The 23,942-nt window shown below is 47.3% G+C and carries 20 protein-coding genes; all 20 read left to right on the top strand.

Translation table 11 applies throughout. From position 1 onward, the window contains the following. Positions 1–35 precede the first annotated feature (35 nt). On the top strand, positions 36–923 hold the full coding sequence (locus tag QMZ64_RS06635) for a 2-dehydropantoate 2-reductase (protein ID WP_265627116.1): 888 nt from the start codon (positions 36–38) through the stop codon (positions 921–923). Between the two features lie 78 nt (positions 924–1,001). After that, positions 1,002–2,618, top strand: a complete 1,617-nt coding sequence (gene bshC / locus QMZ64_RS06630; RefSeq protein ID WP_265627115.1) for a bacillithiol biosynthesis cysteine-adding enzyme BshC — start codon at positions 1,002–1,004, stop codon at positions 2,616–2,618. 125 nt (positions 2,619–2,743) lie between these two features. Next, the gene (gene mraZ / locus QMZ64_RS06625; RefSeq protein WP_009328555.1) at positions 2,744–3,175 is read left to right on the top strand and encodes a division/cell wall cluster transcriptional repressor MraZ; all 432 of its coding nucleotides are present in this window, start codon (positions 2,744–2,746) and stop codon (positions 3,173–3,175) included. Between the two features lie 66 nt (positions 3,176–3,241). Next, positions 3,242–4,180, top strand: a complete 939-nt coding sequence (rsmH, locus tag QMZ64_RS06620) for a 16S rRNA (cytosine(1402)-N(4))-methyltransferase RsmH (RefSeq protein WP_243940176.1) — start codon at positions 3,242–3,244, stop codon at positions 4,178–4,180. A 31-nt stretch (positions 4,181–4,211) separates the two neighbouring features. Then, positions 4,212–4,565: a cell division protein FtsL gene (gene ftsL / locus QMZ64_RS06615; RefSeq protein ID WP_043927563.1), complete on the top strand. Its 354-nt coding sequence runs from the start codon at positions 4,212–4,214 to the stop codon at positions 4,563–4,565. Between the two features lie 6 nt (positions 4,566–4,571). After that, positions 4,572–6,707 carry a penicillin-binding protein gene (locus QMZ64_RS06610; protein ID WP_265627114.1) on the top strand — a complete coding sequence of 712 codons (2,136 nt, stop codon included), beginning with the start codon at positions 4,572–4,574 and terminating at the stop codon, positions 6,705–6,707. Positions 6,708–6,853: 146 nt separating this feature from the next. Further along, on the top strand, positions 6,854–8,788 hold the full coding sequence (locus QMZ64_RS06605) for a stage V sporulation protein D (RefSeq protein WP_265627113.1): 1,935 nt from the start codon (positions 6,854–6,856) through the stop codon (positions 8,786–8,788). A gap of 207 nt (positions 8,789–8,995) precedes the next feature. Continuing rightward, positions 8,996–10,462 (top strand): UDP-N-acetylmuramoyl-L-alanyl-D-glutamate--2,6-diaminopimelate ligase, encoded by a 1,467-nt coding sequence (locus QMZ64_RS06600; protein ID WP_265627112.1) that lies wholly within the window; start codon positions 8,996–8,998, stop codon positions 10,460–10,462. A gap of 127 nt (positions 10,463–10,589) precedes the next feature. Then, on the top strand, positions 10,590–11,564 hold the full coding sequence (mraY, locus tag QMZ64_RS06595) for a phospho-N-acetylmuramoyl-pentapeptide-transferase (protein WP_265627111.1): 975 nt from the start codon (positions 10,590–10,592) through the stop codon (positions 11,562–11,564). Next, positions 11,565–12,920: a UDP-N-acetylmuramoyl-L-alanine--D-glutamate ligase gene (murD, locus tag QMZ64_RS06590; RefSeq protein ID WP_265627110.1), complete on the top strand. Its 1,356-nt coding sequence runs from the start codon at positions 11,565–11,567 to the stop codon at positions 12,918–12,920. It begins immediately after the preceding gene. A gap of 52 nt (positions 12,921–12,972) precedes the next feature. Beyond that, positions 12,973–14,073 carry a stage V sporulation protein E gene (gene spoVE / locus QMZ64_RS06585; RefSeq protein ID WP_075752954.1) on the top strand — a complete coding sequence of 367 codons (1,101 nt, stop codon included), beginning with the start codon at positions 12,973–12,975 and terminating at the stop codon, positions 14,071–14,073. A gap of 71 nt (positions 14,074–14,144) precedes the next feature. Continuing rightward, positions 14,145–15,245, top strand: a complete 1,101-nt coding sequence (murG, locus tag QMZ64_RS06580; protein ID WP_265627109.1) for an undecaprenyldiphospho-muramoylpentapeptide beta-N-acetylglucosaminyltransferase — start codon at positions 14,145–14,147, stop codon at positions 15,243–15,245. Positions 15,246–15,273: 28 nt separating this feature from the next. Beyond that, complete coding sequence (gene murB, locus QMZ64_RS06575) at positions 15,274–16,185, top strand: UDP-N-acetylmuramate dehydrogenase (protein WP_243940187.1); 912 nt, start codon at positions 15,274–15,276, stop codon at positions 16,183–16,185. Positions 16,186–16,389: 204 nt separating this feature from the next. Continuing rightward, the gene (locus tag QMZ64_RS06570; RefSeq protein WP_020451304.1) at positions 16,390–17,178 is read left to right on the top strand and encodes a cell division protein FtsQ/DivIB; all 789 of its coding nucleotides are present in this window, start codon (positions 16,390–16,392) and stop codon (positions 17,176–17,178) included. Then, positions 17,175–17,867 carry a DUF881 domain-containing protein gene (locus tag QMZ64_RS06565; protein WP_243940190.1) on the top strand — a complete coding sequence of 231 codons (693 nt, stop codon included), beginning with the start codon at positions 17,175–17,177 and terminating at the stop codon, positions 17,865–17,867. The genes QMZ64_RS06570 and QMZ64_RS06565 overlap by 4 nt, the downstream gene beginning before the upstream one ends. 25 nt (positions 17,868–17,892) lie before the next feature. Beyond that, positions 17,893–18,618 carry a DUF881 domain-containing protein gene (locus QMZ64_RS06560; RefSeq protein WP_020451306.1) on the top strand — a complete coding sequence of 242 codons (726 nt, stop codon included), beginning with the start codon at positions 17,893–17,895 and terminating at the stop codon, positions 18,616–18,618. Continuing rightward, positions 18,618–18,971 carry a small basic family protein gene (locus tag QMZ64_RS06555; protein WP_003181559.1) on the top strand — a complete coding sequence of 118 codons (354 nt, stop codon included), beginning with the start codon at positions 18,618–18,620 and terminating at the stop codon, positions 18,969–18,971. The genes QMZ64_RS06560 and QMZ64_RS06555 overlap by 1 nt, the downstream gene beginning before the upstream one ends. 183 nt (positions 18,972–19,154) lie before the next feature. Continuing rightward, entirely contained in the window at positions 19,155–20,453 is a 1,299-nt protein-coding gene (gene ftsA, locus QMZ64_RS06550) for a cell division protein FtsA (RefSeq protein ID WP_154997796.1), read from the top strand. A 34-nt stretch (positions 20,454–20,487) separates the two neighbouring features. After that, entirely contained in the window at positions 20,488–21,624 is a 1,137-nt protein-coding gene (gene ftsZ, locus QMZ64_RS06545) for a cell division protein FtsZ (protein ID WP_265627108.1), read from the top strand. A gap of 699 nt (positions 21,625–22,323) precedes the next feature. Continuing rightward, positions 22,324–23,832: a S8 family serine peptidase gene (locus QMZ64_RS06540; protein WP_322784719.1), complete on the top strand. Its 1,509-nt coding sequence runs from the start codon at positions 22,324–22,326 to the stop codon at positions 23,830–23,832. Positions 23,833–23,942 lie beyond the last annotated feature (110 nt).

Below are 23,942 nucleotides of genomic sequence, written 5' to 3'. Positions count from 1 at the left end.
TATACAGTATATGAAAAAAATCAGGGTGTGAGAATGTGAGAATCGGAGTCATCGGAGGAGGCTCGGTCGGCCTCCTTTTTGCATACTATTTTTCATTCGGCCATGAAGTGACGGTGATCGCGCGGAGAAAGGAACAGGCTGAAGCGATTGAAGAAAAGGGAATCCGCCTTCTTGAAGACGAACAAGAGATGATCGCGAACGTCAGCGGAAGGACTGAACTTGATTCGGACTGCGACCTTCTTTTTGTTGCCGTAAAGGAGCACCAGCTCGGAGGTGTTCTGCCGGAACTGGAACAGGCAGCTCCTCTTGATATCATGTTCCTGCAAAATGGAATGGCCCATATTCCCGTGCTTGAAAAATGGCAGACAGGCCACCGCATTTATACGGGATCTGTGGAGCACGGAGCAGTCAGGGTGGATGACCGCACATTCCGGCACACGGGAAAAGGGGCCGTAAAATGGAGCGCATTCCGAAGCCCCTCCGCCGCCCGTCTGAAAAAAGAGCTCGCTTCGGTTCATGAAGCGTTCCCTTTTATTTGGTGCGAAGACTGGTATAAGACCCTCGCCGGAAAATTGATTGTCAATGCGTGCATCAATCCGCTGACGGCTCTTTTGCGGGTGGAAAACGGCGCACTGCTTGAAGAGCCGATGTATGCGGACTATATGAAGCTCGTCTTTGAAGAAGCGAGCCGGATTTTGGAACTTGAAGACCGCCAAGCAGCGTGGGACCATGTTCTTTCCGTCTGCCGCCGGACAAAAAGCAACACGTCTTCGATGCTTGCCGATGTGCTGGCCGGAAGAAAAACGGAAGCCGATGCGATCATGGGCTATCTGCTGAAGCGGGCAAAAGAGTCAGGGGAGTCTGCTCCGCACCTTACCTTTTTATATCGCAGCATCAAGGCGCTTGAAAACGAATGGAGCTAAATCTTTTGACCGAATCACGGAACGTGCTATACTCGTTTCGGAAAGCTAACTATTTACTGGAGAAAGGAAGTTCTAAAGATGCAGCTTACTGAACTTTCCATACAAAGTCAAAACCCTTTTGTTCGAGACTATATAAATGGAAAAAAGGAGATAGAGCCGTTTTTTGATTACGGCCTGAGCAATGAAAGTTGGAGTGTCCGTTTGGATGACCTTTCCTCCCGGACGTATGACCGCGATGCTTTAGCAGACTATTTGCTCGACTATCACAGCAAATTTCAATCGGCAAGCATGAATGAAACAATCGAACGGCTTCGCGATCCGAAAAGCGTCGTCGTTGTCGGAGGGCAGCAGGCCGGCCTTTTAACGGGGCCTCTTTACACTATACATAAAATCGTATCGATCCTTGTATTTGCAAAGCAAAAAGAACAAGAGCTGAACGTTCCGGTCATTCCGGTATTCTGGGTTGCGGGGGAAGACCACGATCTGGAAGAAATCAATCACGTCCACATTTCTGACGGCGGCAAGGTGAAAAAGCACAAGCTCCCGCGGTCCCACTGGAAAAAAAGCCAGGCGTCAAAAACGGCGCTCGATGCCGAAAAAGCTGAAAAGTGGCTGGACGGGATTTTTGCCTCATTTGAAGAAACGGAGTATACGAATGATCTTCTCGGCCATTTGCGCCGATGTTTAAGGCAGTCTCTTTCCTTCACCGATTTTTTCGAATATCTTGTTGCCGGCATGTTTGCACAAGACGGCCTGATCCTTCTGAATTCCGGCGACCCGGGCATCAGAGCCCTTGAAGCGCGTTTTTTCCGGCAGCTGCTGAACAGAAACGACGAGCTGACCGATTCTGTCAAACGGCAGCAGGAATTCATGCAACAACTGGGCTACACACCGATTATCGAAGGAGCCGCACAGCATGCGAACCTTTTTTATGAGCATGACGGCGAGCGCTTTTTAATCGAAAAAGAAAACGGCGCGTTTTTTATAAAAGAGCTTCATCTTCAGTGGTCTGAAGCAGAGCTTTGCGATTTGATCTGCCAAAAGCCGGAGGCGTTCAGTAATAATGTCGTAACAAGGCCGCTCATGCAGGAATACCTTCTTCCGACATTGGCGTTCATCGCCGGTCCCGGAGAGATCAATTATTGGGGCGAGCTAAAAGGCGCTTTTCAGGTTATGGGCTATAAAATGCCGCCTGTAGTACCGAGGCTTCAGGTTACATTCCTTGAACGGCACATCGAAAAAAAGCTGGGCGAACGGGGGATCGAACTCCGCGAATCGATTGAAAAGGGAGCGCGCGCCAAAAAAGAACAGTATTTTGAAGATAAGGTTCCGAGCGGTTTTACCGATTCGGTCAAACAGGCGAAAGAAAAAATCGAAAACATCCATTCCGCGGTGCGCGCGGAAGCCCTCGAAATCGACGGGAGCCTCGGCCCCCTTTTAGAAAAGAACGCGGGCTTCATTCAAGATCAGCTCGAGTTTCTGGAGAAAACGGTCATCAAAAGAATTGAAGAAAGAGAAAACTACATTCTGCGTGATTTTGACAAAATTCAAACGAGCATCAAGCCATTAGACGCTCCGCAGGAGAGAATTTGGAACATCATGTATTATTTGAACAAATACGGTCCGAATTTCTTGGAAAAATACAAGGATTTGCCATATTCATTTCAAAACATGCATCAAGTTGTCAAACTTTGAAATAATTTTTTAAAAAACCCTGAGTAGTTCAGGGTTTTTTTTTGTTCTAAAACAGTGTAAAATAAATTTGTGGAGAGAAGTGGTGGATAGTGGTGAGTTGAGGAACGAAAGTGGGGGCCGAGATCATGTTTATGGGTGAATACCAGCATACGATTGATTCAAAAGGCCGCATGATCGTTCCGGCGAAATTCAGAGAAGGCCTCGGCGAGCAGTTCGTTTTGACGCGCGGGCTTGATCAGTGCCTGTTTGGCTACCCGATGTCCGAATGGAAACTCATCGAAGAAAAACTGAAGGCCCTTCCTCTTACGAAGAAAGATGCACGCGCTTTTACCCGCTTTTTTTTCTCCGGAGCCACCGAATGCGAATTGGACAAGCAGGGCCGGATCAACATTGCATCGCCGCTTTTAAATTATGCAAAGCTTGAGAAGGAATGCGTGGTCATCGGAGTTTCAAATCGAATTGAATTGTGGAGCAAAGAGATTTGGGAACAATACGTAGAAGAGCAGGAAGATTCATTTGCCGAAATAGCTGAAAACATGATCGGATTTGATATATAATGAATCTTTGCGCATGCGGCGCTTCTGCAATCAGTTCATTTGAATAAAGGTGGGACTAGTAAAGAAATGTTTGAGCATACAACAGTATTATTAAAAGAAACAGTTGACGGTTTAAATGTAAAAGAAGACGGTACATATGTAGACTGTACATTAGGCGGTGCCGGTCACAGCGAATATTTGCTTTCGCAGCTGTCTGAAAAAGGAAAGCTGGTCGCTTTTGACCAGGATGAAACCGCACTCCGCCATGCGAAGGAAAAACTGGCGGATTATGAAGGACAAGTCGTTTTCATAAAAAGCAATTTTCGGTATTTAAAAGACCGTCTAAACGAAATCGGCATCACGAAAGTGGACGGTGTTTTATTTGATTTAGGCGTCTCATCTCCTCAGCTGGATACACCTGAAAGGGGCTTCAGCTATCATCATGATGCACCTCTTGATATGCGAATGGACCAGTCGGCGGGCCTTTCGGCAAAGGAAGTCGTCAATGAATGGCCTTATGAGGATCTCGTGAAAATCTTCTTTAAATACGGAGAAGAGAAGTTCAGCAAGCAAATCGCCAGGAAAATCGAAAAAGCAAGAGAACAATCGTCTATTGAAACAACAGGCCAGCTTGTCGATATCATCAAAGAGGCGATTCCCGCACCGGCAAGAAGAAGCGGCGGGCATCCGGCCAAACGGATCTTCCAGGCGATTCGAATTGCGGTAAACGATGAATTGAGAGTGTTTGAAGAAGCGCTTTTGCAGGCGATTGAGGTGCTGAAGCCGGGCGGAAGGGTATCGGTCATCACATTCCACTCGCTGGAAGACCGGATCTGCAAATCGACATTTAAAGAGATGTCATCGCCTCCTGAACTGCCTCACGGACTGCCCGTGATCCCCAAGGAGTTTGAACCGAAATTAAAATTAGTCAACAGAAAGCCGATCACAGCTTCCGAAGAGGAGCTTGAACACAATAACCGTGCGCGCTCAGCGAAGCTGCGCATCGCGGAAAAAGCACGAGAGTGAGCTGTACGAATTAAAAGGAGGTCATCAGTCTATGAGCAATTTGGCTTATAAAGTAGAAAAACAGCAACGACAGACAAACAGTGCAGAACAATCCGTTATCATCCGGAGAAGAGCATCGATCACGCTTGGGGAAAAGGTACTGATTGTGCTTTTTGCCCTGGCTGTACTCAGCGCTTCACTATTTATGATTTCAAAGGCTTTCGCCGCGTATCAGACCAATATTGAAATTCAAAAGCTCGAAAAGAAGGTTGAAACGGAAAGCAGCAGAGTTGATGACCTCGAAAAAGAAGCCGATATGCTGAAAGAGCCGGACCGTATCATGGACATCGCCCGGAAAAAAGGCCTTAAATTAGGTGATAAAAAAGTGAAAGACATACAGGAATGATGCACAATGCCGAAAAAAAATAAATTCATGAACAGAGGAGCGGCAATACTCAGTATTTGTTTTGCCCTCTTTTTCTTTGTTATCGTAGGACGATTTGCGTTTATTCAAGCGACGGGGAAAGTGAACGGGGAAGTGCTTGCACAGAAGGCGAACGAACAGTATGAGAAAAAGCGGACGATCGAAGCCCACCGGGGATCGATCCTTGACCGGAACGGAAAAGTGCTTGCCGAAGACACTTCGACATATAAGCTTGTCGCGATTATGAGCGAAAAGATGGAACCTCAATACGTGAAAGACAAGCAGCTGACGGCTGAAAAGCTTGCGCCGATTCTCGGCATGGATGAGGGGAAAGTGCTCGATATTCTCAATAAAAAAGGAGCGTTTCAGGTTGAATTCGGATCGGCGGGGCGGGATTTGACATACGCCCAAAAAGAAAAAATCGAAAAGCTGAAGCTTCCTGGCATCGTGTTCACCCGCGACACGAAGCGCTACTATCCAAACGGAATCTTCGCTTCCAACCTCATCGGCTATTCGCAGATCAATGCAAAAACAGGTGAAATGCAAGGTATGATGGGCCTTGAAAAAACGCTGAACGATTATTTGAAAGAAACGGACGGATACATGACGTACGATACCGACAGAACGGGCTGGCGCCTGCCGAACAGCAATGAAAGTATTAAAGCGCCAAACAACGGAGACAACGTGTATTTGACGATCGATCAAAAAATCCAGGCGTTTTTGGAAGACAGCATGACGACCGTCCAAAAAGAATACAAGCCGAAGAAGATTATGGCGGCGGTTGTTGATCCGAAAACGGGCAAAGTGCTCGCGATGGGGCAAAGGCCGAGCTTCAACCCGAACGTGCGCGATGTCACGAACTATTACAACGACCTAGTCTCCTACAGCTTTGAGCCGGGCTCGACGATGAAGATCTTCACATTGGCGGCGGCCATCCAAGAAGGCGTATATAATGGAGGAGAGAAATACAAGTCTGGATCTTATTCGGTTTCTAAAAAAGATAAGCCGATTAAAGATCATAATGGCGGCAACGGCTGGGGCCCGATCACATTTAATGAAGGTGTTGAACGCTCCTCAAACGTCGCGTTTGCGATCCTTGCCAACGATAAACTCGGCACAGACCGCTTCAATCAATATTTGCGGAAGTTCCATTTTTACGACAAAACGGGCATCGACCTGCCCGGGGAAGCGAACAGCAAAATCAATTTTGAATATTTGCGTGATAAAGTAACAACTGCCTTTGGTCAAAGTTCAGCGGTCACACCGATCCAGCAGCTTCAGGCCGCGACGGCGATCGCGAATAACGGAAAAATGATGAAGCCTTATGTCATCGATCATGTCGTTGATTCTGACAAAAACAAAACGATTTATCAAAATAAACCGGAAAAAGTCGGCCAGCCGATCTCTGCCAAAACGGCAAAAGAAGTGCGCGACCTGTTGGGAAAAGTCGTCACATCTGATAAAGGAACTGGGAAGCCGTACAAAATCGAAGGATTTGATGTCGCCGGAAAAACCGGTACGGCGCAAATGACCGGAGAAGACGGCAGATATTTGACCGGCCGCGAAGACTACGTGTTCTCCTTCATGGGCATGGCGCCGAAGGACGATCCGCAGCTTCTCGTTTATGTAGCCGTACAGCAGCCGCAATTAAAGGCTACGGAAACAGGCTCTGCTCCGGTATCAAAAATTTTCAATCCGGTGATGAAAAACAGTCTTCACTATTTAAATATCACACCGAAAGAGACCAAAAAAGAAGACAAGCAGGAAGAAAAACAGCTGGAAATGCCTGATTTCACCGGCAAACGAGCTGAATCCGCCGAAAAAGAGGCGCAAAACAGCAGCCTTGTTCCGGTTACGATCGGCGATGGCTTGGCTGTGAAAGAACAGTACCCGAAAGCAGGAGAAGCCGTCCTGCCGAACCAGCGGGTCTTCCTGAAGGCCGACGGGAAAATCACACTGCCTGATATGACGGGCTGGTCAAAGCGTGACGCCCTCCGCTTCGGCGCCATGGCCGGCATTCATATCGAAACGAGCGGCCAGGGTTATGTGAAAAGCCAAAATGTAAAAGCAGGCAAAGAATTAAAAGCCAACTCGGTCGTAAAAGTCAGACTGAAAAACGAATAGATCCCGTCTAAAAGGCTATCGGCTCAGAGTCGATAGCCTTCCGTTTGGGCGCGGCCGCCTCCTGAACATATAAAAATAAGGGCCGTTCTATCAAAACGCTCCAAGGCATAAAATGAAACAAGCCTAAATAAGGAGTGAACGGTCTCTTGCGCGTTTCCAATGTAACGGTCAGAAAACGTTTAATATTCGTTCTGCTTTTTGGTGTGATCATCTTTTTGATTATTGATACAAGGCTCGGATACGTTCAGTTCGTTCTGGGGGATAAACTGACGACATTAGCAAAAGATTCGTGGAGCCGGAACCTTCCTTTTGAGCCGGAAAGGGGCGAAATATTGGACAGGAACGGCGTCAAGCTGGCGACAAACCAAAGCGCGCCATCGGTTTTGGTTGTTCCGAAGCAGGTTGAAAATCCGATCAAAACGAGCAAACTGCTGGCCAGTGTGTTGAATATGTCGGAAGAAAAAGCGTACAAACATGTCACGAAAAAAACGTCGATTGAAAGGATCAATCCCGAGGGCCGGAAAATTTCCCACGAGAAAGCAAAAGAAGTCAGAGATCTCAACTTGAAAGGCGTATACATTGCAGAAGATTCGATCCGCCATTATCCGTTCGGCAGCTATCTGTCCCATGTGCTCGGATTCGCGGGCATTGACAACCAGGGTCTGCTCGGCCTTGAAGCTTTTTATGACGAAGAGTTGAAAGGTGAAAAGGGCTATGTGAAATTTTATTCTGATGCGAAAGGCAAGAGGATGCCGGGTGAGGCGGATGACTATACACCGCCCAAAGACGGGCTTGATATGAAGCTGACGATCGATTCAAAGGTACAGACGATCATGGAGCGGGAGTTTGATATCGCAGAAGCGAAGTATAATCCGGACGGAATGGTCGGTGTTGCGATGAACCCGAAAAATGGGGAGATACTGGCGATGGTCAGCCGGCCGGACTTTGATCCCGCAAACTACAAATCAATCGATCCTAAAGTCTATAATCGGAATTTGCCTGTATGGAGCACATATGAGCCCGGTTCGACTTTTAAAATCATCACGCTTGCCGCAGCTTTGGAGGAGAACAAAGTCAACCTCCAAAAAGATCACTTCTATGATAAGGGTTCCGTTGAAGTGGACGGCGCAAGGCTGAAATGCTGGAAGCGCGGCGGACACGGCGCACAATCGTTTCTTGAAGTCGTCCAAAATTCGTGCAACCCGGGATTTGTGGAGCTTGGTCAGCGGCTTGGCAAAGAAAAACTGTTCAGCTACATTAAAAATTTCGGTTTCGGACAAAAAACCGGGATCGATCTGCAAGGCGAAGGAACGGGCATCTTATTCCCGCTTGACCGGGTCGGTCCTGTAGAGCAGGCGACAACCGCTTTCGGCCAGGGGGTATCGGTGACACCGATCCAGCAGGTCGCAGCTGTTTCTGCAGCTGTCAACGGCGGAACGCTGTATACGCCGTATCTTGCTAAAGAATGGATTGATCCCGTAACAAAACAAACAGTGAAAAAACAGACGCCGATCGCCAAAAGAAAAGTGATTTCTGAAGAAGCATCCAAACAGATCCGTTACGCGCTGGAGAGCGTTGTCGCCCAGGGGACGGGGCGGAACGCTTTTGTCGACGGCTACCGTGTGGGCGGCAAAACCGGTACGGCGCAAAAAGTAAAGGACGGGAAATATTTAAAAAACAACCACATCGTCTCGTTTATCGGAACGGCTCCTTCAGATGATCCGAGCATCGTCGTCTACGTCGCCGTCGACAACCCGAAAGGCACGATTCAATTCGGGGGTACGGTTGCAGCGCCGATCGTTGGAAACATCATGAGAGACAGCCTTCCGCAGCTTGGCGTTAAGAAGCGGAAAGATCAGATTGAACGCGAATATCAATGGCTGGACAAAAAGCTGATCGAGGTCCCGAACCTTATAGGGCTTTCGGTGACAGAGCTTGAACCATTGCTGCTCAACCTCAGGCTGAAAGCTTCCGGAGAAGGCGATGTCGTCGTTCAGCAGTCCCCTAAACCGGGTGAAAAAGTAAAAGAAGGATCGACCATTCGCATTTACCTTGACAGCGAAGGCGGAGCCTCTGATTAATTCGGATCATGATAAGGAGCGGCAGCCGGCTGATGACCGGGGGCCGTTCCTCCTAAAAAATATATCGATTTTAAAGGATTAGCTGGATGTATCCTCTTTTTTACGCTAAAATATGAACTGTATGCCTGCACGAAGCCCGTGCAGCGAATCAATGCAGAAACATATGACAACGAATGAAGAATGACTAGACTTGAGAGGTTTGATACGATGAAATTAACAAAGCTTCTTACATATTTAAAAAATGCACCTTCCTATGCCGGCCAAGAAGACCCTGATATAACTTCAATTGAGATGGACTCCAGGGAAGTCAAGACAGGGAGTCTTTTTGTTTGTATAAAAGGCTATACAGTCGACGGGCATGACTACGCCCGGCAAGCCGCTGAAAAAGGGGCTGCCGCCATCGTGGCGGAAAGGGAAGTGGACGCCGATGTGCCGGTGATCATCGTCCGTCATACGAAGAGGGCGCTTGCCGTGCTGTCGGACGCCTTTTACGGCCAGCCGACGAAGCAGCTGATGCTGATCGGCATTACAGGCACAAACGGCAAGACATCGACTTCTCACATGGTGGAGGAGATCTTTAGAAAAGCCGGGAGCCGCACAGGACTGATCGGCACGATGTACACGAAAATCCATGACGAAACGTTCGATGCGAAAAATACGACGCCGGAAAGCGTCACACTTCAAAAAACGTTTAGGAAAATGGTTGATCAGGATGTGGATACAGCCGTCATGGAAGTGTCTTCACACGCTCTCCACATGGGCCGGGTCCACGGGTGTGATTACGATATCGCCGCATTTACGAACCTGACTCAGGACCACCTTGACTACCACCGGACAATGGAAGAATATAAACATGCGAAAAGTCTGCTTTTCTCTCAGCTCGGCGGATCTTTTAACCACGATAAACCGAAGTGGGCCGTGCTGAATGCGGATGACCCTGCTTCAGCGTATTTCGCCCAAGTGACATCAGCACACCTTTTGACATACGGAATTCAAAACGATGCCGATGTCAAGGCTGAAAATATCAAAATGGCTCCGAAAGGGACAACCTTTGATTTGGTGACCCCAAAAGGTACTGCCCAAGTGACGATTCCGCTTGTCGGCCTCTTTAACGTCTACAATGTTTTAACGGCCGCCGCGATCGCGATTGCAGCGGATATCCCGTTTGCCACGATTACAGAAGGAATTGAAGGGCTGAAAGGCGTCAGAGGAAGATTTGAGCTTGTGGACGCCGGCCAGGACTTTCCGGTGATCGTCGACTATGCACATACCCCTGACAGCCTCGAAAATGTCCTGAACACGTGCAGAGGCTTAACGGAAGGAAAGCTGTTTGTCGTCGTCGGCTGCGGAGGAGACCGCGATAAGACGAAGCGTCCGAAAATGGCGAAGATCGCTGTTGACCTTGCCGATGAACCGGTCTTTACAGCCGATAACCCGAGAAGCGAAAACCCACTCGCCATTTTAAACGATATGGAGGAAGGCGTAAAAGGGGCATACTATCACAGCATCGTCAACCGCGAGCAGGCGATCTTTTTTGCCATTGCAAACGCCAAAAAAGGCGATGTCGTCCTGATCGCAGGCAAAGGCCATGAAACCTACCAGCAGATCGGCGGTCAAACCTTTGATTTTGATGACGCTGAGGTTGCCAAAAGAGCCATTCTTGAGCTGAAATAATCGAAAAAGAACTACAGGAAAGAGTTGTTGAAATGATGGATGAAATAAATCAACATATGAAAAAAAACAGTGAATATGATAAATGCGTATGCTGCTACTTATACCACGCGGAAAGGAGAGAAGAACGATGCTCGAACAAGTAATTTTATTTACCATTATCATGGGCTTTTTAATCAGCGTTCTTTTATCTCCGATTTTCATTCCGTTTTTAAGAAGGCTGAAATTCGGGCAGAGCATCCGTGAGGAAGGTCCGAAATCCCATCAAAAAAAATCGGGAACGCCGACGATGGGCGGCGTCATGATCATATTGTCGATTATCGCGACGACGATAGCCATGACGATGAAATTTTCCGAAGTCAGCATGAACATGATCCTTCTCTTGTTTGTTACGGTTGGATACGGTCTGCTCGGCTTTCTGGATGATTATATTAAAGTTGTGATGAAGCGTAACCTTGGACTCACATCCAAACAAAAACTGATCGGCCAAATCGTGATTGCTCTGGTATTCTATGCCGTCTACCACTTCCGAGGGCTGCCGACTGACATCCGCATTCCGGGAACAGAGCTGTCTTTTGATTTCGGCTGGATTTATCCGGTGCTCGTCATCTTTATGCTTGTCGGCGGTTCAAATGCCGTCAACCTGACTGACGGGCTTGACGGTCTGTTGTCGGGTACCGCTGCCATCGCGTTCGGTGCGTTTGCGATTTTGGCGTGGAACCAGTCGCAATACGATGTCGCCATTTTCGCGGTTGCCGTTGTCGGAGCGGTGTTAGGATTTCTCGTGTTTAACGCGCACCCCGCGAAAGTCTTTATGGGAGATACAGGATCGCTTGCCCTCGGCGGCGCAATTGTGACGATCGCGATTTTAACGAAATTGGAAATCCTGCTTGTCATCATCGGCGGCGTATTCGTCATTGAAACACTGTCCGTCATTTTGCAGGTGATTTCATTTAAAACGACCGGCAAACGAATTTTCAAAATGAGCCCTCTTCACCATCATTACGAACTTGTCGGATGGTCTGAGTGGAGAGTTGTCGTCACTTTTTGGACAGCGGGGCTTCTGCTAGCCGTCTTAGGAATTTACATCGAGGTGTGGTTATAAGTGGATACTCAAGATTTATTGCAAAATCAAAATGTGCTCGTACTGGGGCTGGCGAAAAGCGGATATGCTGCCGCTTCGATCCTTCATGAGAAAGGCGTAAAGGTTGTCGTGAATGACCAGCTGCCTTTTGAGGAAAATGAACCTGCGCGGATTCTCGCGGAAAAAGGGGTGAAAGTCGTCTGCGGCTCTCACCCGACGGAACTTTTTGATCTTCATTCGATCGACATTCTGATTAAAAATCCTGGCATCCGCTATGAAAACGTGATGGTCGAGGAAGCGCTGAAGCGGGGCATACCGGTCTGGACGGAGGTTGAACTTGCCTATCATCTGACAGATGCTCCGTTCATCGGCATTACCGGTTCAAACGGAAAGACGACAACGACAACGCTTGTTTATGAAATGCTGAAAGCCGATTCGAAAAAAGCGCTCGTTGCTGGTAATATCGGCACGGCGGCAAGCGAAATGGCCAATCAGGCCAGGGGAGACGAATGGATCGTGACAGAGCTGTCGAGTTTTCAGCTCATGGGGACTTATCAATTCAGACCGAAAATCGGATTGTTATTAAACGTATTTGATGCCCATCTCGATTATCACCATTCGCGCCAAAATTATGAGCTTGCCAAACAGCAGGTCTATCGAAATCAATCGGAAACAGACGTTGCCGTTGTTAATTTGGACGATGAGACAGTCGTCCGGCTCGCCGAGTGTTCAAAAGCGGAGAAGGTGTATTTTTCGGTCCGCAGGACTCTTGAGCGCGGAGCGTGCGTGAAAGACGGCGTGATTATGTTTAATGGCGAACCGGTCATGCCGCTTGAAGACGTCGTTTTGCCGGGAGAGCACAATTTGGAGAACATTTTGGCGGCCCTTTGCATCGTTAAAACCGCAGGCGTCTCCGATGAGGCCGTCCGCAAGGTGCTGACGAGCTTTACCGGTGTAAAGCACAGGATGCAGTACGTCGCGACGATCAAAAACAGACTGTTTTACAATGACAGCAAAGCGACAAACATTCTTGCGACGAAAAAAGCGCTGTCCGCCTTTCAAAAGCCGGTCATTTTGCTGGCAGGGGGGCTTGACCGCGGAAATGAATTCGATGAACTAAAGCCGCATATGTCTTTTGTCAAAGCGGTGATCACATTCGGCGAGACCGCGCCAAAGTTTGAGAAGCTGGCCGAAGAAATGGGAATACAACAGGTTAAACGTGTCGATAATGTTGAACAAGCGGCAACTGCGGCGTTCAGCCTGTCAGACGAAGGAGATGTCATTCTTCTGTCCCCGGCCTGCGCAAGCTGGGATCAGTATAAAACATTTGAAGAACGTGGTGACATGTTTGTAAACGCCGTGCATATGCTTAAATAAGGGCTTGTCTCGTAAAGATAGCCCTAAGAATTAGAGCTTGGGGTGTTCGGCTTTGCAAACAAAAAAAACGTCACCGGATTTTTTGCTGGTTATCATTACGCTATTGCTTTTAACAATTGGACTGATTATGGTATACAGCGCCAGTGCAGTATGGGCGACTTACAAATACGACGACTCCTTTTTCTTTGCGAAACGGCAGCTTTTGTTTGCCGGCATCGGGGTCATCGCCATGTTTTTCATCATGAACGTCGACTACTGGACGTGGAGGACTTATGCGAAAATACTGATCATAGTATGTTTCTTTCTGCTCATCATCGTCCTTGTTCCCGGGATCGGCATGGAACGGAACGGGTCGAGGAGCTGGATCGGAGTCGGCGCTTTCAGCATTCAGCCGTCCGAGTTTATGAAGCTCGCGATGATCGCATTTTTGGCCAAGTTTTTATCTGAAAAGCAAAAGAATATTACATCGTTTAGAAAAGGCTTTGTGCCGGCGCTGGGCATTGTCTTTTCAGCTTTTCTGATCATCATGCTGCAGCCTGACCTTGGAACAGGAACCGTAATGGTCGGCACATGCATCATTATGATCTTCGTCGCGGGGGCGAGAATTTCGCACTTCGTCTTTCTCGGTCTTCTTGGTCTGAGCGGCTTTGTCGGCCTTGTGCTGTCGGCGCCGTACCGGATCAAAAGGATCACTTCATACTTGAACCCTTGGGAGGACCCTTTGGGGAGCGGCTTTCAAATCATTCAGTCGCTTTATGCGGTGGGGCCCGGCGGGCTGTTCGGCCTCGGCCTCGGCCAGAGCAGGCAAAAGTTTTTTTATCTGCCTGAGCCGCAGACAGATTTTATTTTCGCGATATTATCAGAGGAGCTCGGCTTTATCGGCGGATCGCTGATTCTTTTGCTCTTCAGCGTTCTATTATGGAGAGGCATCAGGATCGCGCTCGGTGCGCCCGATTTATACGGCAGCTTTGTCGCCGTCGGCGTCATTTCGATGATAGCGATTCAGGTTATGATCAATATTGGCGTCGTGACCGGCCTGATTCCTGTTACAGGCATTACGCTTCCGTTTTTAAGCTATGGCGGTTCATCACTGACCTTGATGCTTATGGCGGTCGGCGTGCTGCTGAATGTCAGCAGGTATTCTAGATACTAGATTTTGACGATAACCCTGTTGCGAGATAGCAGGGTTATCGGCGTGTACATAAGGAATAAGGGGGAGAACAGATGCGGATTGTTGTTAGCGGAGGCGGAACGGGCGGCCATATTTACCCCGCCCTTGCGTTTATTAAAGAAGTGAAACGGCATCATGAAGATGTTGAGTTTTTATATATCGGAACCGAAAAGGGCCTGGAGAAAAATATCGTCGAGCGGGAAGGGATCCCTTTCAAGTCAATTGAAATTACGGGTTTTAAAAGAAAGCTGTCATTTGAAAACGTCAAAACTGTCATGCGCTTTTTAAAGGGTGTTAAGGAATGCAAAAAAGAATTAAAACGGTTTAAGCCCGACGCGGTGATCGGCACGGGCGGCTACGTGTGCGGACCCGTGGTATACGCTGCTTCAAAACTGGGGATTCCGACGATTATCCACGAACAAAACAGCCTTCCCGGACTCACCAATAAGTTTTTATCCAAATATGTTGATAAGGTAGCCATTTGTTTTGATGAAGCGAAACCGCATTTTCCTGCAGAAAAAGTTGTTTTTACAGGAAACCCGAGGGCGTCTGAAGTCGTCTCTATAAAAGGGGGCCGTTCCCTGACCGCTTTGGACCTTTCAGAAGGCAAAAAAACGGTCCTTATTTTCGGAGGCAGCCGCGGTGCCGCTCCGATCAATGAAGCGGTTATCGAGATGCAAAACGAATTAAAAAAGCGGGATTACCAGGTTCTTTATGTCACAGGGGAAGTTCACTATGATAAAGTAACAGCTGCGCTTGAAAAAGAAGGTGCCGCTCCGAATATGGTCGTTCAGCCGTTTCTCCATCAAATGCCCGAGTACTTAAAAGCGTTCGAGGTCGTCGTCGCGCGCGCGGGAGCAACGACAATAGCGGAAATCACCGCGCTCGGCATTCCAAGCGTTTTGATTCCGAGTCCGTACGTTACGGCCAACCACCAGGAAGTGAACGCACGCTCACTAGGAGAGCAGAACGCCGCTGTCGTTTTAAAAGAATCAGAGCTTAATGGAGACCGCTTAATTCAGGCGATCGATCATATTTTACAAGACGAAAAGACGCTGCAAGAGATGAAGAGCCACGCGAAGTCGCTTGGCGTGCCGGACGCGGCCGAACGCTTGTACAATGTGCTGAAAGAACTGAAACATCATGCAAAATGATAAGACAGAAGGATTTTGGAGGTTTTCGATGGATAAGGTGATACAAGAATTAAAAGAACTTGAAGTCGGCAAAGTTCTGGAAAACGAGCCGCTCAGCAACCATACTACGATTAAAATCGGAGGACCGGCTGACGTGCTGGTGGTTCCGAAAAACATTCAAGCTGTCAAAGATACGATGAAGGTGATCAAGAAGCACGGCGTCAAGTGGACGGCCATCGGCAGAGGCTCGAATCTTCTCGTTCTCGATGAAGGGATAAGAGGCGTTGTCATCAAGCTCGGCCAAGGACTTGACCATATGGAAATCGACGGCGAGCAAGTAACGGTCGGCGGCGGCTACTCTGTCGTAAGGCTTGCGACAGGCATCAGCAAAAAAGGGCTTTCCGGCCTCGAATTTGCCGCGGGCATTCCGGGTTCGGTCGGCGGAGCGGTTTACATGAATGCCGGCGCCCACGGTTCAGATATCAGCAAGGTATTGGTGAAAGCATTGATCCTGTTTGAAGACGGAACGATCGATTGGCTGACGAATGAAGAGATGACGTTCAGCTACCGCACGTCCATCCTGCAAAACGAGCGGCCGGGCATATGTCTTGAAGCCGTTCTCCAGCTGGAGCAAAAAGAACGCGATGAGATCGTCGCACAGATGCAGAAAAACAAAGACTACCGAAAAGAAACGCAGCCTGTGTCCAACCCTTGCGCCGGCAGCATCTTCAGAAACCCGCTGCCTGAACATGCGGGCCGGCTAGTTGAAGAGGCTGGTTTGAAAGGCTATCAGATCGGCGGGGCAAAGGTTTCAGAGATGCACGGCAATTTCATTGTCAATGCAGGCGGCGCAACAGCGAAAGACGTCCTGGATTTGATTGCATTCATTCAAAAAACGATTAAAGAAAAATACGATATCGACATGCACACTGAGGTCGAAATTATCGGAGAAAAACGGTAAACGGCCTCTCTACTTCAGATCGCCTTATGATATAATGTATGAAACAAACAAGCAAACGGCATCCTAGTATGTCGTTTGTTTCGCTAAACGGAAGCTTTTTAGCTTGCCCCGTGCTTTCATATGTCGGGAAGCGCGTCTTTTTTCGAACAAAAATAAGCAAATAAAAGTCTTTTTGTCTGCTTTATTAACCTGAGGTGAGCCTACGTGAAACCCGGTATTGATAAAGAAAAAGTAGTGAATATAGAAGAACGGATTCCCAAAATCAAAGAACAGCGAAAGCAAAAGGCAAACCGCCGGCTGATTACGTTTATTCTGCTCTTTTTCACGATGATGCTGATCATCATTTACCTGCAGACGCCGATCAGCAAAGTCTCGACGGTAGAGATCAAAGGAAACAAAAACGTTTCAAAAGACCAGATCATTTCCCTGTCTTCGATCCATAAAGGACAGACGGAATTCTGGAGTCTGAGCAAGCAAAAAGCCGCAGAAAAGATCGAGCAGAATAAATTGATCAAAAAAGCCGAAATCTCAAAACAGCTGCCCAACAAAATCGCCATCTCCATCGAAGAGTATAAAAGCATTGCGTTTTTGCAAAAACATAATGTGTACTACTCTGTGCTTGAAAACGGCACAGTGCTTCCTGAAGAGGTGACGCCGACTGACATCGGACCGACCCTTAATAACTGGGAGGAAGACGAAAAGCTCGTTCAAATGGCAAAGCAGCTGAACAAGCTTTCCGATTCCGTGAAAAAGTCGATTTCCGAGATTAACTATACGCCTCAAAAATCGAATCCTTGGCTGATCAGACTGTATATGAACGACGGCTATATCGTGACAGCTTCGCTGAAAACGTTCGGACAGAAAATGAACAGCTATCCGGCGATCGTAAAAGAGCTGCCGAAAGGGGAAAAAGGCATTATCCATATGGAAGTCGCGACTTATTTTGAACCTCTGAAAAAAACGGATGAAAGCAAAAAGGGAGACGGAAATTGAAGAGGCACACAGTCAATCTTTCACTCGCCATGCTTGTCCTCGGATTCCTGCTGTCTTTCTCCTATCAATTCGCCAGGGAAAACAAAGACCATGAAGAAACCGCCGAAAATTGGAAAGAGGAGTATTCCTTGCGCGACCGGCTGATTTCCCAGGAAAAGCAAAATAAAAAGCTGGAACAGGAGCTTTACAAAAAACAGCAGGAAGTACAGAAAACAGAAACGGCTTTGAAAAAGGAAAAAAAAGAGTATTACAATATTGTGGAAGATGTTGAAAGGTACAGAATGTTCGTTGGGGAAATCGGCGTTCAGGGCGAAGGAATCAAGGTGACGCTGAAAGACGCTTCTTACATACCGGAAGGTGAGAATGTCAACAACTATATCGTCCATGAAAGCCACATATTCCGCCTGCTCAATGAGCTGTGGATTTCCGGGGCGGCCGCGGTGTCGATCAACGGACAGCGCGTGACGCATCATTCTTACATATCGTGCAACGGTCCTGTCATCACGGTTGACGGCAACCAATATCCCGCGCCGTTTGTCATTTCGGCCATCGGGGATGCGGATGTGCTGATGCCGGCGCTGAACATTGCAGGAGGACTTGTGGACCAGCTGAGCCGCGATCATATTTCAGTCAGCATCGAAAAACAAGACCAAATCAAGATGGAGCCCCTTTTAAAGCAAGGGGAATGAACGTTGAAAAGTTGGTGGGCGGACGTTGAAGAAAAATAATCGTTTCATCAGTTTGAGCATCCTGATGCTCATTTTCGGAATTATGCTGTCCGTGCAGTTCAATTCGCTGAAAGCGCCGAAGGTCCGCGATACGCGGGACATTTGGGACCTCAGGGAGGACCTGAAGAAAGAACAGAAAAAACAGCTTGAGCTGATCAGCGAAATTGACAAGTATGAAAAAATGCTGAACACATACAGTCATCAAGAAGAAACCTCGCGGACAAAAGCGTTGAATGAAACGCTTCAAAACTTAAAAAAACAGGCCGGCTTTACAGATGTTACAGGGAACGGAATCATCATCACCATTTCTCAGCTCTTCTCGGAAGAACTCACGGGAGAATCCATTCAAAATCCCCCTCCAGACCTTCTGAAAAAGCTGATTAATGAACTGAATATGTATGAAGCGGAAGAAATATCGATCAATGACAGAAGGGTTGTCAACACGACGGTGATCAGGGATATCAACGGAACAACCAAAATCGACGGATATCCTTTGGACAACTATCCGATAACGGTAAAAGTCATCGGCAAAAACGCCGATAAACTATATAGCCGAATGAATGCTTCATCCCTGCAGGATCTGTTCGCGGGAGAAAATCTGGATTTACAAATCAAAAGGCCTGAAAAACAAATCAAAATCAAAGCTTACGAAGGTTCAATGCAAGTTGCGCCTTTGAAACCGCTCGAGAAATCAAAAGGAGAGAATTCCTAATGTGGCTTCCGGTTTTAGGGCTTTTGCTCGGAATTACAATCGGGTTCAGCACGAACTTCACCATTCCGGATGAATACTCAAATTATTTGTCCCTGGCGATTCTTGCATCCCTTGATACTTTGATCGGGGGAATAAGGGCCCATTTGGAAAGTGTATACGATGAACTAGTTTTTGTGACAGGCTTTTTCTTCAATATTATTCTCGCCATAAGTTTGGCTTTTCTGGGCGTTCATCTTGGTGTAGACTTGTATTTAGTCGGTATGTTTGCATTTGGTGTGAGGCTTTTCCAAAACATCGCGGTCATCAGAAGAATACTGCTCGCCAAATGGACGGCCTCGAGGAGAAAAAATTAAAAAAAATCGGATTTAAAAGAGGATATACATAGGATATCACGAATATTCACAGTAATCCTAAAACTAAAAACGAAGCGTATTGGTTTGTATTGATTGTTACACACTTGTAAAACCAGATTCATTGTATTGTTGTTCGGCAAATAATAGAATAGAATTGACTGAAATGTGAGGAGGTGCCATAGAATGAACAACAATGAACTTTACGTCAGTCTAGACATCGGTACGTCCAATATTAAAGTGATCGTCGGTGAAATGTCAGACGATTCTCTTAACATTATCGGAGTCGGAAATGTTCCCTCAGAGGGGCTGAAAAAAGGATCAATCGTTGATATAGATGAAACGGTTCATTCTATAAAAAAAGCGTTTGAACAAGCAGAAAGAATGATAGGTTTTCCGCTCACCCACGCGATCGTCGGGGTTAACGGGAACTACATCCATATTCAAGAAACGAACGGTGTTGTGGCTGTCTCAAGCGAGAATAAAGAGATCCATGTTGAAGACGTGCGCCGGGTGATGGAGGCCGCTCAAGTCGTTTCCATCCCGCCTGAACAGCTGATCGTCGATGTGATTCCGAGACAGTTTATCGTTGACGGCAGAGGCGATATCACAGATCCGAAAAAGATGCTCGGCGTCCGCCTTGAAGTGGAAGGATCGCTGATCACGGGTTCTAAAACGATTTTACATAACCTGCTGCGCTGTGTGGAAAGAGCGGGAATTGAAATAACGGATATTTGCCTTCAGCCGCTGGCTGCCGGATCTGTCGCTTTATCAAAGGACGAAAAAAACCTCGGAGTGGCTTTAATCGACATCGGGGGAGGATCGACAACGGTTGCCGTATTTGAGGACGGCCATCTTCTTGCGACCCGCGTCATACCCCTGGGAGGAGAAAACATCACCAAGGATATTTCAATCGGATTGCGCACTTCCACAGACGAAGCTGAGCGGGTGAAGAAGCAGTTTGGACATGCTTTCTATGAAGAAGCGTCGGAAGAGGAAACATTTGAAGTCGCCGTGATCGGGACAGACCAAAAGCAAACCTTTTCTCAGCGGGAAGTGGCAGACATTATAGAAGCCAGGCTCGAAGAAATCTTTTTATTCGTGGCAGAGGAACTGCGGAACATGGGAATAAAAGAATTGCCGGGAGGGTTTGTGCTTACAGGGGGACAGGCTGGAATGCCGGGGGTCCTCAGCCTCGCACAGGATGTTCTTCAAAATAACGTCAGAGTGGCTAGCCCGAATTATATCGGTGTAAGAGAACCTCAATATATGACAGGAGTCGGCCTCATCCAATTCGCTTACCGCAACGCAAAAATCCAAGGCAGAAAAGTAGGGTTTAAGATGCCGGAACAAGCGGTTCAGGAAGTCGCGGCAACACATCAAAAAGAAGTGCAGCAGCGACCGAAGCCAAAATCCAAGCAGCAGGCTCAAGCTGAGAAAAAGCCAAGCAAAATGAAGAAAATATTTAACTTCTTTTGGGAATAGAGATTAGTCATTCGACGGATTAGGAGGATTTAGCATGTTAGAGTTTGAAACAAATATAGACGGCTTAGCATCGATTAAAGTAATAGGAGTAGGTGGCGGCGGTAACAATGCCGTCAATCGGATGATCGAAAATGACGTTCAGGGAGTCGAGTTTATCGCAGTCAACACGGATGCCCAGGCTCTCAACCTGTCAAAAGCGGAAACGAAAATGCAGATTGGTGCGAAGCTGACACGCGGTCTCGGCGCCGGAGCCAATCCGGAAGTCGGCAAAAAAGCCGCAGAGGAAAGCAAAGAACAAATTGAAGAAGCGCTGAAAGGTGCAGACATGGTGTTCGTCACAGCCGGAATGGGCGGCGGAACAGGAACGGGCGCGGCACCTGTCATCGCACAAATCGCAAAAGATCTGGGCGCATTGACTGTCGGCGTTGTCACAAGGCCGTTTACCTTTGAAGGAAGAAAAAGACAACTTCAGGCGGCAGGCGGTATTTCAGCAATGAAGGAAGCCGTCGACACCCTGATCGTCATTCCGAATGACCGTCTTCTTGAAATCGTCGATAAAAACACACCGATGCTTGAAGCGTTCCGCGAAGCGGACAACGTTCTCCGTCAAGGTGTTCAGGGCATTTCAGACTTGATCGCAACACCTGGACTGATCAACCTTGACTTTGCCGACGTCAAAACGATCATGTCCAACAAAGGTTCTGCACTGATGGGTATCGGTGTAGCGACAGGTGAGAACCGCGCTGCAGAAGCCGCTAAAAAAGCTGTTTCCAGCCCGCTGCTTGAAACGGCGATTGACGGCGCCCAAGGCGTGCTGATGAACATTACAGGCGGAACCAACTTAAGCCTTTATGAAGTTCAGGAAGCAGCGGACATTGTGGCAGCTGCATCTGACCAGGACGTCAACATGATCTTCGGATCTGTCATCAACGAAAACTTGAAAGACGAAATCGTCGTTACAGTCATCGCGACCGGCTTTATCGAACAGGATCAAGATGCATCTAAGCCGCAGAGACCTTTAAACCAAGGCTTAAAACAGCATCATCATCAGCCTGCTCCGAAACGGGAGCCGAAGCGCGAGGAGCCAAGCATGCCGCACCGCAGCCAATCACAGCCTGCCGAGGATACGCTTGACATCCCGACTTTCTTAAGAAACCGCAATAAACGCTGATTAAAATTTAATTTGTACTTTTAAATACTAATTAAAAGTACAAAGAAATCGATCAGCTTCAGGGCTTTAGAATTGAATAGTGTTAGTTAAGAGAAAGGCTGCTGACATCGAATCAGCAGCCTTTTGTTCTTTAAATGTAATGAAATTAGTCAGTAGACCTAAAAACATTAGCAATGTATACGAGAAAACTTGTTAAATTAATTTTTCTTTTAATTTGTTTTTAAACATTCTTAGCTATTTCTGTTAATCGCTTGTGCCACACTGAATTCCCCACTCTACATAACTTTCTAGATTCCTAATTAAAAGATCCCGATAACTGATTTTTAATTAAATCAAATACAAATTAAAAGTTTATCTGTAGTTCACCTTATAGGCGAGAAAACAGCCCTTGACGAATAAACGTTCCTACAAAAGCATCAATTGTCATTCTGATCGAAGCGCCTCCCTCAAAAGCCTTGCATCTAACCTCTCTCTTTTCTCCCGGATGCACGGATTTTCCTTTCGTCTTGTCATCTGGCCGAACTATGACGGTGAACAAGTCATATGTAAAAAGAACGAATTTACAAACTGGCAAAGGAAAAATGACAAAATACGACAATATCTATAAGTCTTTTCTTTTACCATTATTAATAGTTTCTGTTTCTAGACAAAGAAACGCAAGAAACGACTATATTTGCTATTGCTAAAGGAGGATGTCATGTGAAGAAAAAGCCATTATTTCGCACATTCATGTGCGCTGCACTCATCGGTTCACTTCTCGCTCCGGCTGCTGTGCACGCTGAAACAGGCACGGCAGCGAAGGCCAAGGAACAAAGCAAAATATCAAGCGCTCTTTACAAACGTTTTGAGAAAGAAGATAAAGTGACTTTTTTAATCAAAATGAAAAACCAGGCGAATCTTCAGCAAGCGGCAACAGCGGCTGAAAACCGGGCGAAAGCAAGCGTTATGACAGTGAAAAAAGTAAAAGAAATCAAACGTTCGGCCGTGCTGACGTCTCTGCGTACAAAAGCTGAGAGAACGCAAAAAGACTTGAAATCGTTTTTGGAAAAAGAAGAGAAAAAAGGAACAGCAAAGCAAGTGGAATCTTTCTATATTGTAAACGGCATCGCTGTGACAGCGACAAAGGATGTTATGGAAAAAGCGGCTTCATTTCCGGAGGTTGAAAAAGTGCTGCCCAATCAAAAAATTAAGCTCGGCAACACTGAAAAACCTACGGTAGAATCGAAAACGTCCGCGGATCGTTCCCCCGCTTCCAACATTCAGCAGGTTCATGCTCCTGATGTCTGGAAAAAGCGCTATAAAGGCAAAGGAGCCGTTGTCGCTTCGATTGACACCGGCGTTGAGTGGGATCATCCGGCGTTGAAGACAAAGTACAGAGGCTACAATCCTTCTAAACCGAATAGTCCAGACAATGAGTTCAACTGGTTTGATGCGGTAAGCAATAAGAAAACGCCATATGACGACTTGGGCCACGGCACACATGTGACAGGCACGATGGTCGGCTCAGAAGCCGGCGGCAAAAACCAGATCGGTGTCGCGCCGACAGCGAAGTGGATCGCTGTCAAGGCTTTTTCAGAGGACGGCGGAGATGAAAAATCCCTTTTGGCTGCAGGAGAATGGATTTTGGCCCCGAAAGATGCGAAAGGAAAAGCGCACCCTGAAAAGGCTCCCGATGTCGTCAACAACTCTTGGGCAGGGGAACGCGGACTCAATGAATGGTATTTGGATATTGTCAAAGCTTGGCGGGCAGCTGATATCTTCCCTGCATTTGCAGCAGGCAATGTCAGCGAATTCGAACCGGGCGGGCCGGGTTCAGTTGAAAACCCGTCCAACTATCCGCAATCTTTCGCGATTGGCGCAGTTGACAGCACAAACGCGTTAGCCGACTTTTCATTGCAAGGGCCTTCGCCATATGACGAAATCAAGCCCGATATTTCTGCACCTGGCGTCAGCATCCGCTCTGCTTATCCGGGACACAAATATGCTGCAATGAACGGGACATCGATGGCAACCCCGCATGTATCCGGCATCGTCGCTTTAATGAGGGAAGCCAATCCGGATCTCACAGTCGATGAAATCGAGCGCATCCTGCTGAATACGGCGACGCCTCTGACTGACAAAACCTTTAAAAAATCGCCGAACAACGGCTACGGATACGGCTTAGTCAACGCTTTAAAAGCTTTTGACGCAGCTAAAAAAACAAAATGATAAAAAAGGACAAAACCGCTTAAAGGTTTTGTCCTTTTCAGATTGTCGACAAAGCCATAAAAAGTGGCTTGATCGACAAGCTTTTTTTGTTAAAATGTGAGTGAAATCTA

The organism is Bacillus sp. LB7, from assembly GCF_030449715.1.
Lineage (GTDB): Bacteria > Bacillota > Bacilli > Bacillales > Bacillaceae > Bacillus > Bacillus paralicheniformis.
The sequence above is the reverse complement of the archived record's forward strand: the minus strand, read 5'-3'. Positions and strand labels throughout refer to the sequence as shown.

Bases quoted from the DNA above. Each gene is read 5' to 3' on its own strand.
- ftsL (WP_043927563.1), top strand. From the start codon at position 4,212: ATGAGCAATTTGGCTTATAAAGTAGAAAAACAGCAACGACAGACAAAC.
- mraY (WP_265627111.1), top strand. From the start codon at position 10,590: ATGCTCGAACAAGTAATTTTATTTACCATTATCATGGGCTTTTTAATC.
- mraZ (WP_009328555.1), top strand. From the start codon at position 2,744: ATGTTTATGGGTGAATACCAGCATACGATTGATTCAAAAGGCCGCATG.
- rsmH (WP_243940176.1), top strand. From the start codon at position 3,242: ATGTTTGAGCATACAACAGTATTATTAAAAGAAACAGTTGACGGTTTA.
- bshC (WP_265627115.1), top strand. From the start codon at position 1,002: ATGCAGCTTACTGAACTTTCCATACAAAGTCAAAACCCTTTTGTTCGA.
- ftsA (WP_154997796.1), top strand. From the start codon at position 19,155: ATGAACAACAATGAACTTTACGTCAGTCTAGACATCGGTACGTCCAAT.
- QMZ64_RS06555 (WP_003181559.1), top strand. From the start codon at position 18,618: ATGTGGCTTCCGGTTTTAGGGCTTTTGCTCGGAATTACAATCGGGTTC.
- QMZ64_RS06610 (WP_265627114.1), top strand. From the start codon at position 4,572: ATGCCGAAAAAAAATAAATTCATGAACAGAGGAGCGGCAATACTCAGT.
- QMZ64_RS06600 (WP_265627112.1), top strand. From the start codon at position 8,996: ATGAAATTAACAAAGCTTCTTACATATTTAAAAAATGCACCTTCCTAT.
- ftsZ (WP_265627108.1), top strand. From the start codon at position 20,488: ATGTTAGAGTTTGAAACAAATATAGACGGCTTAGCATCGATTAAAGTA.
- murG (WP_265627109.1), top strand. From the start codon at position 14,145: ATGCGGATTGTTGTTAGCGGAGGCGGAACGGGCGGCCATATTTACCCC.
- murB (WP_243940187.1), top strand. From the start codon at position 15,274: ATGGATAAGGTGATACAAGAATTAAAAGAACTTGAAGTCGGCAAAGTT.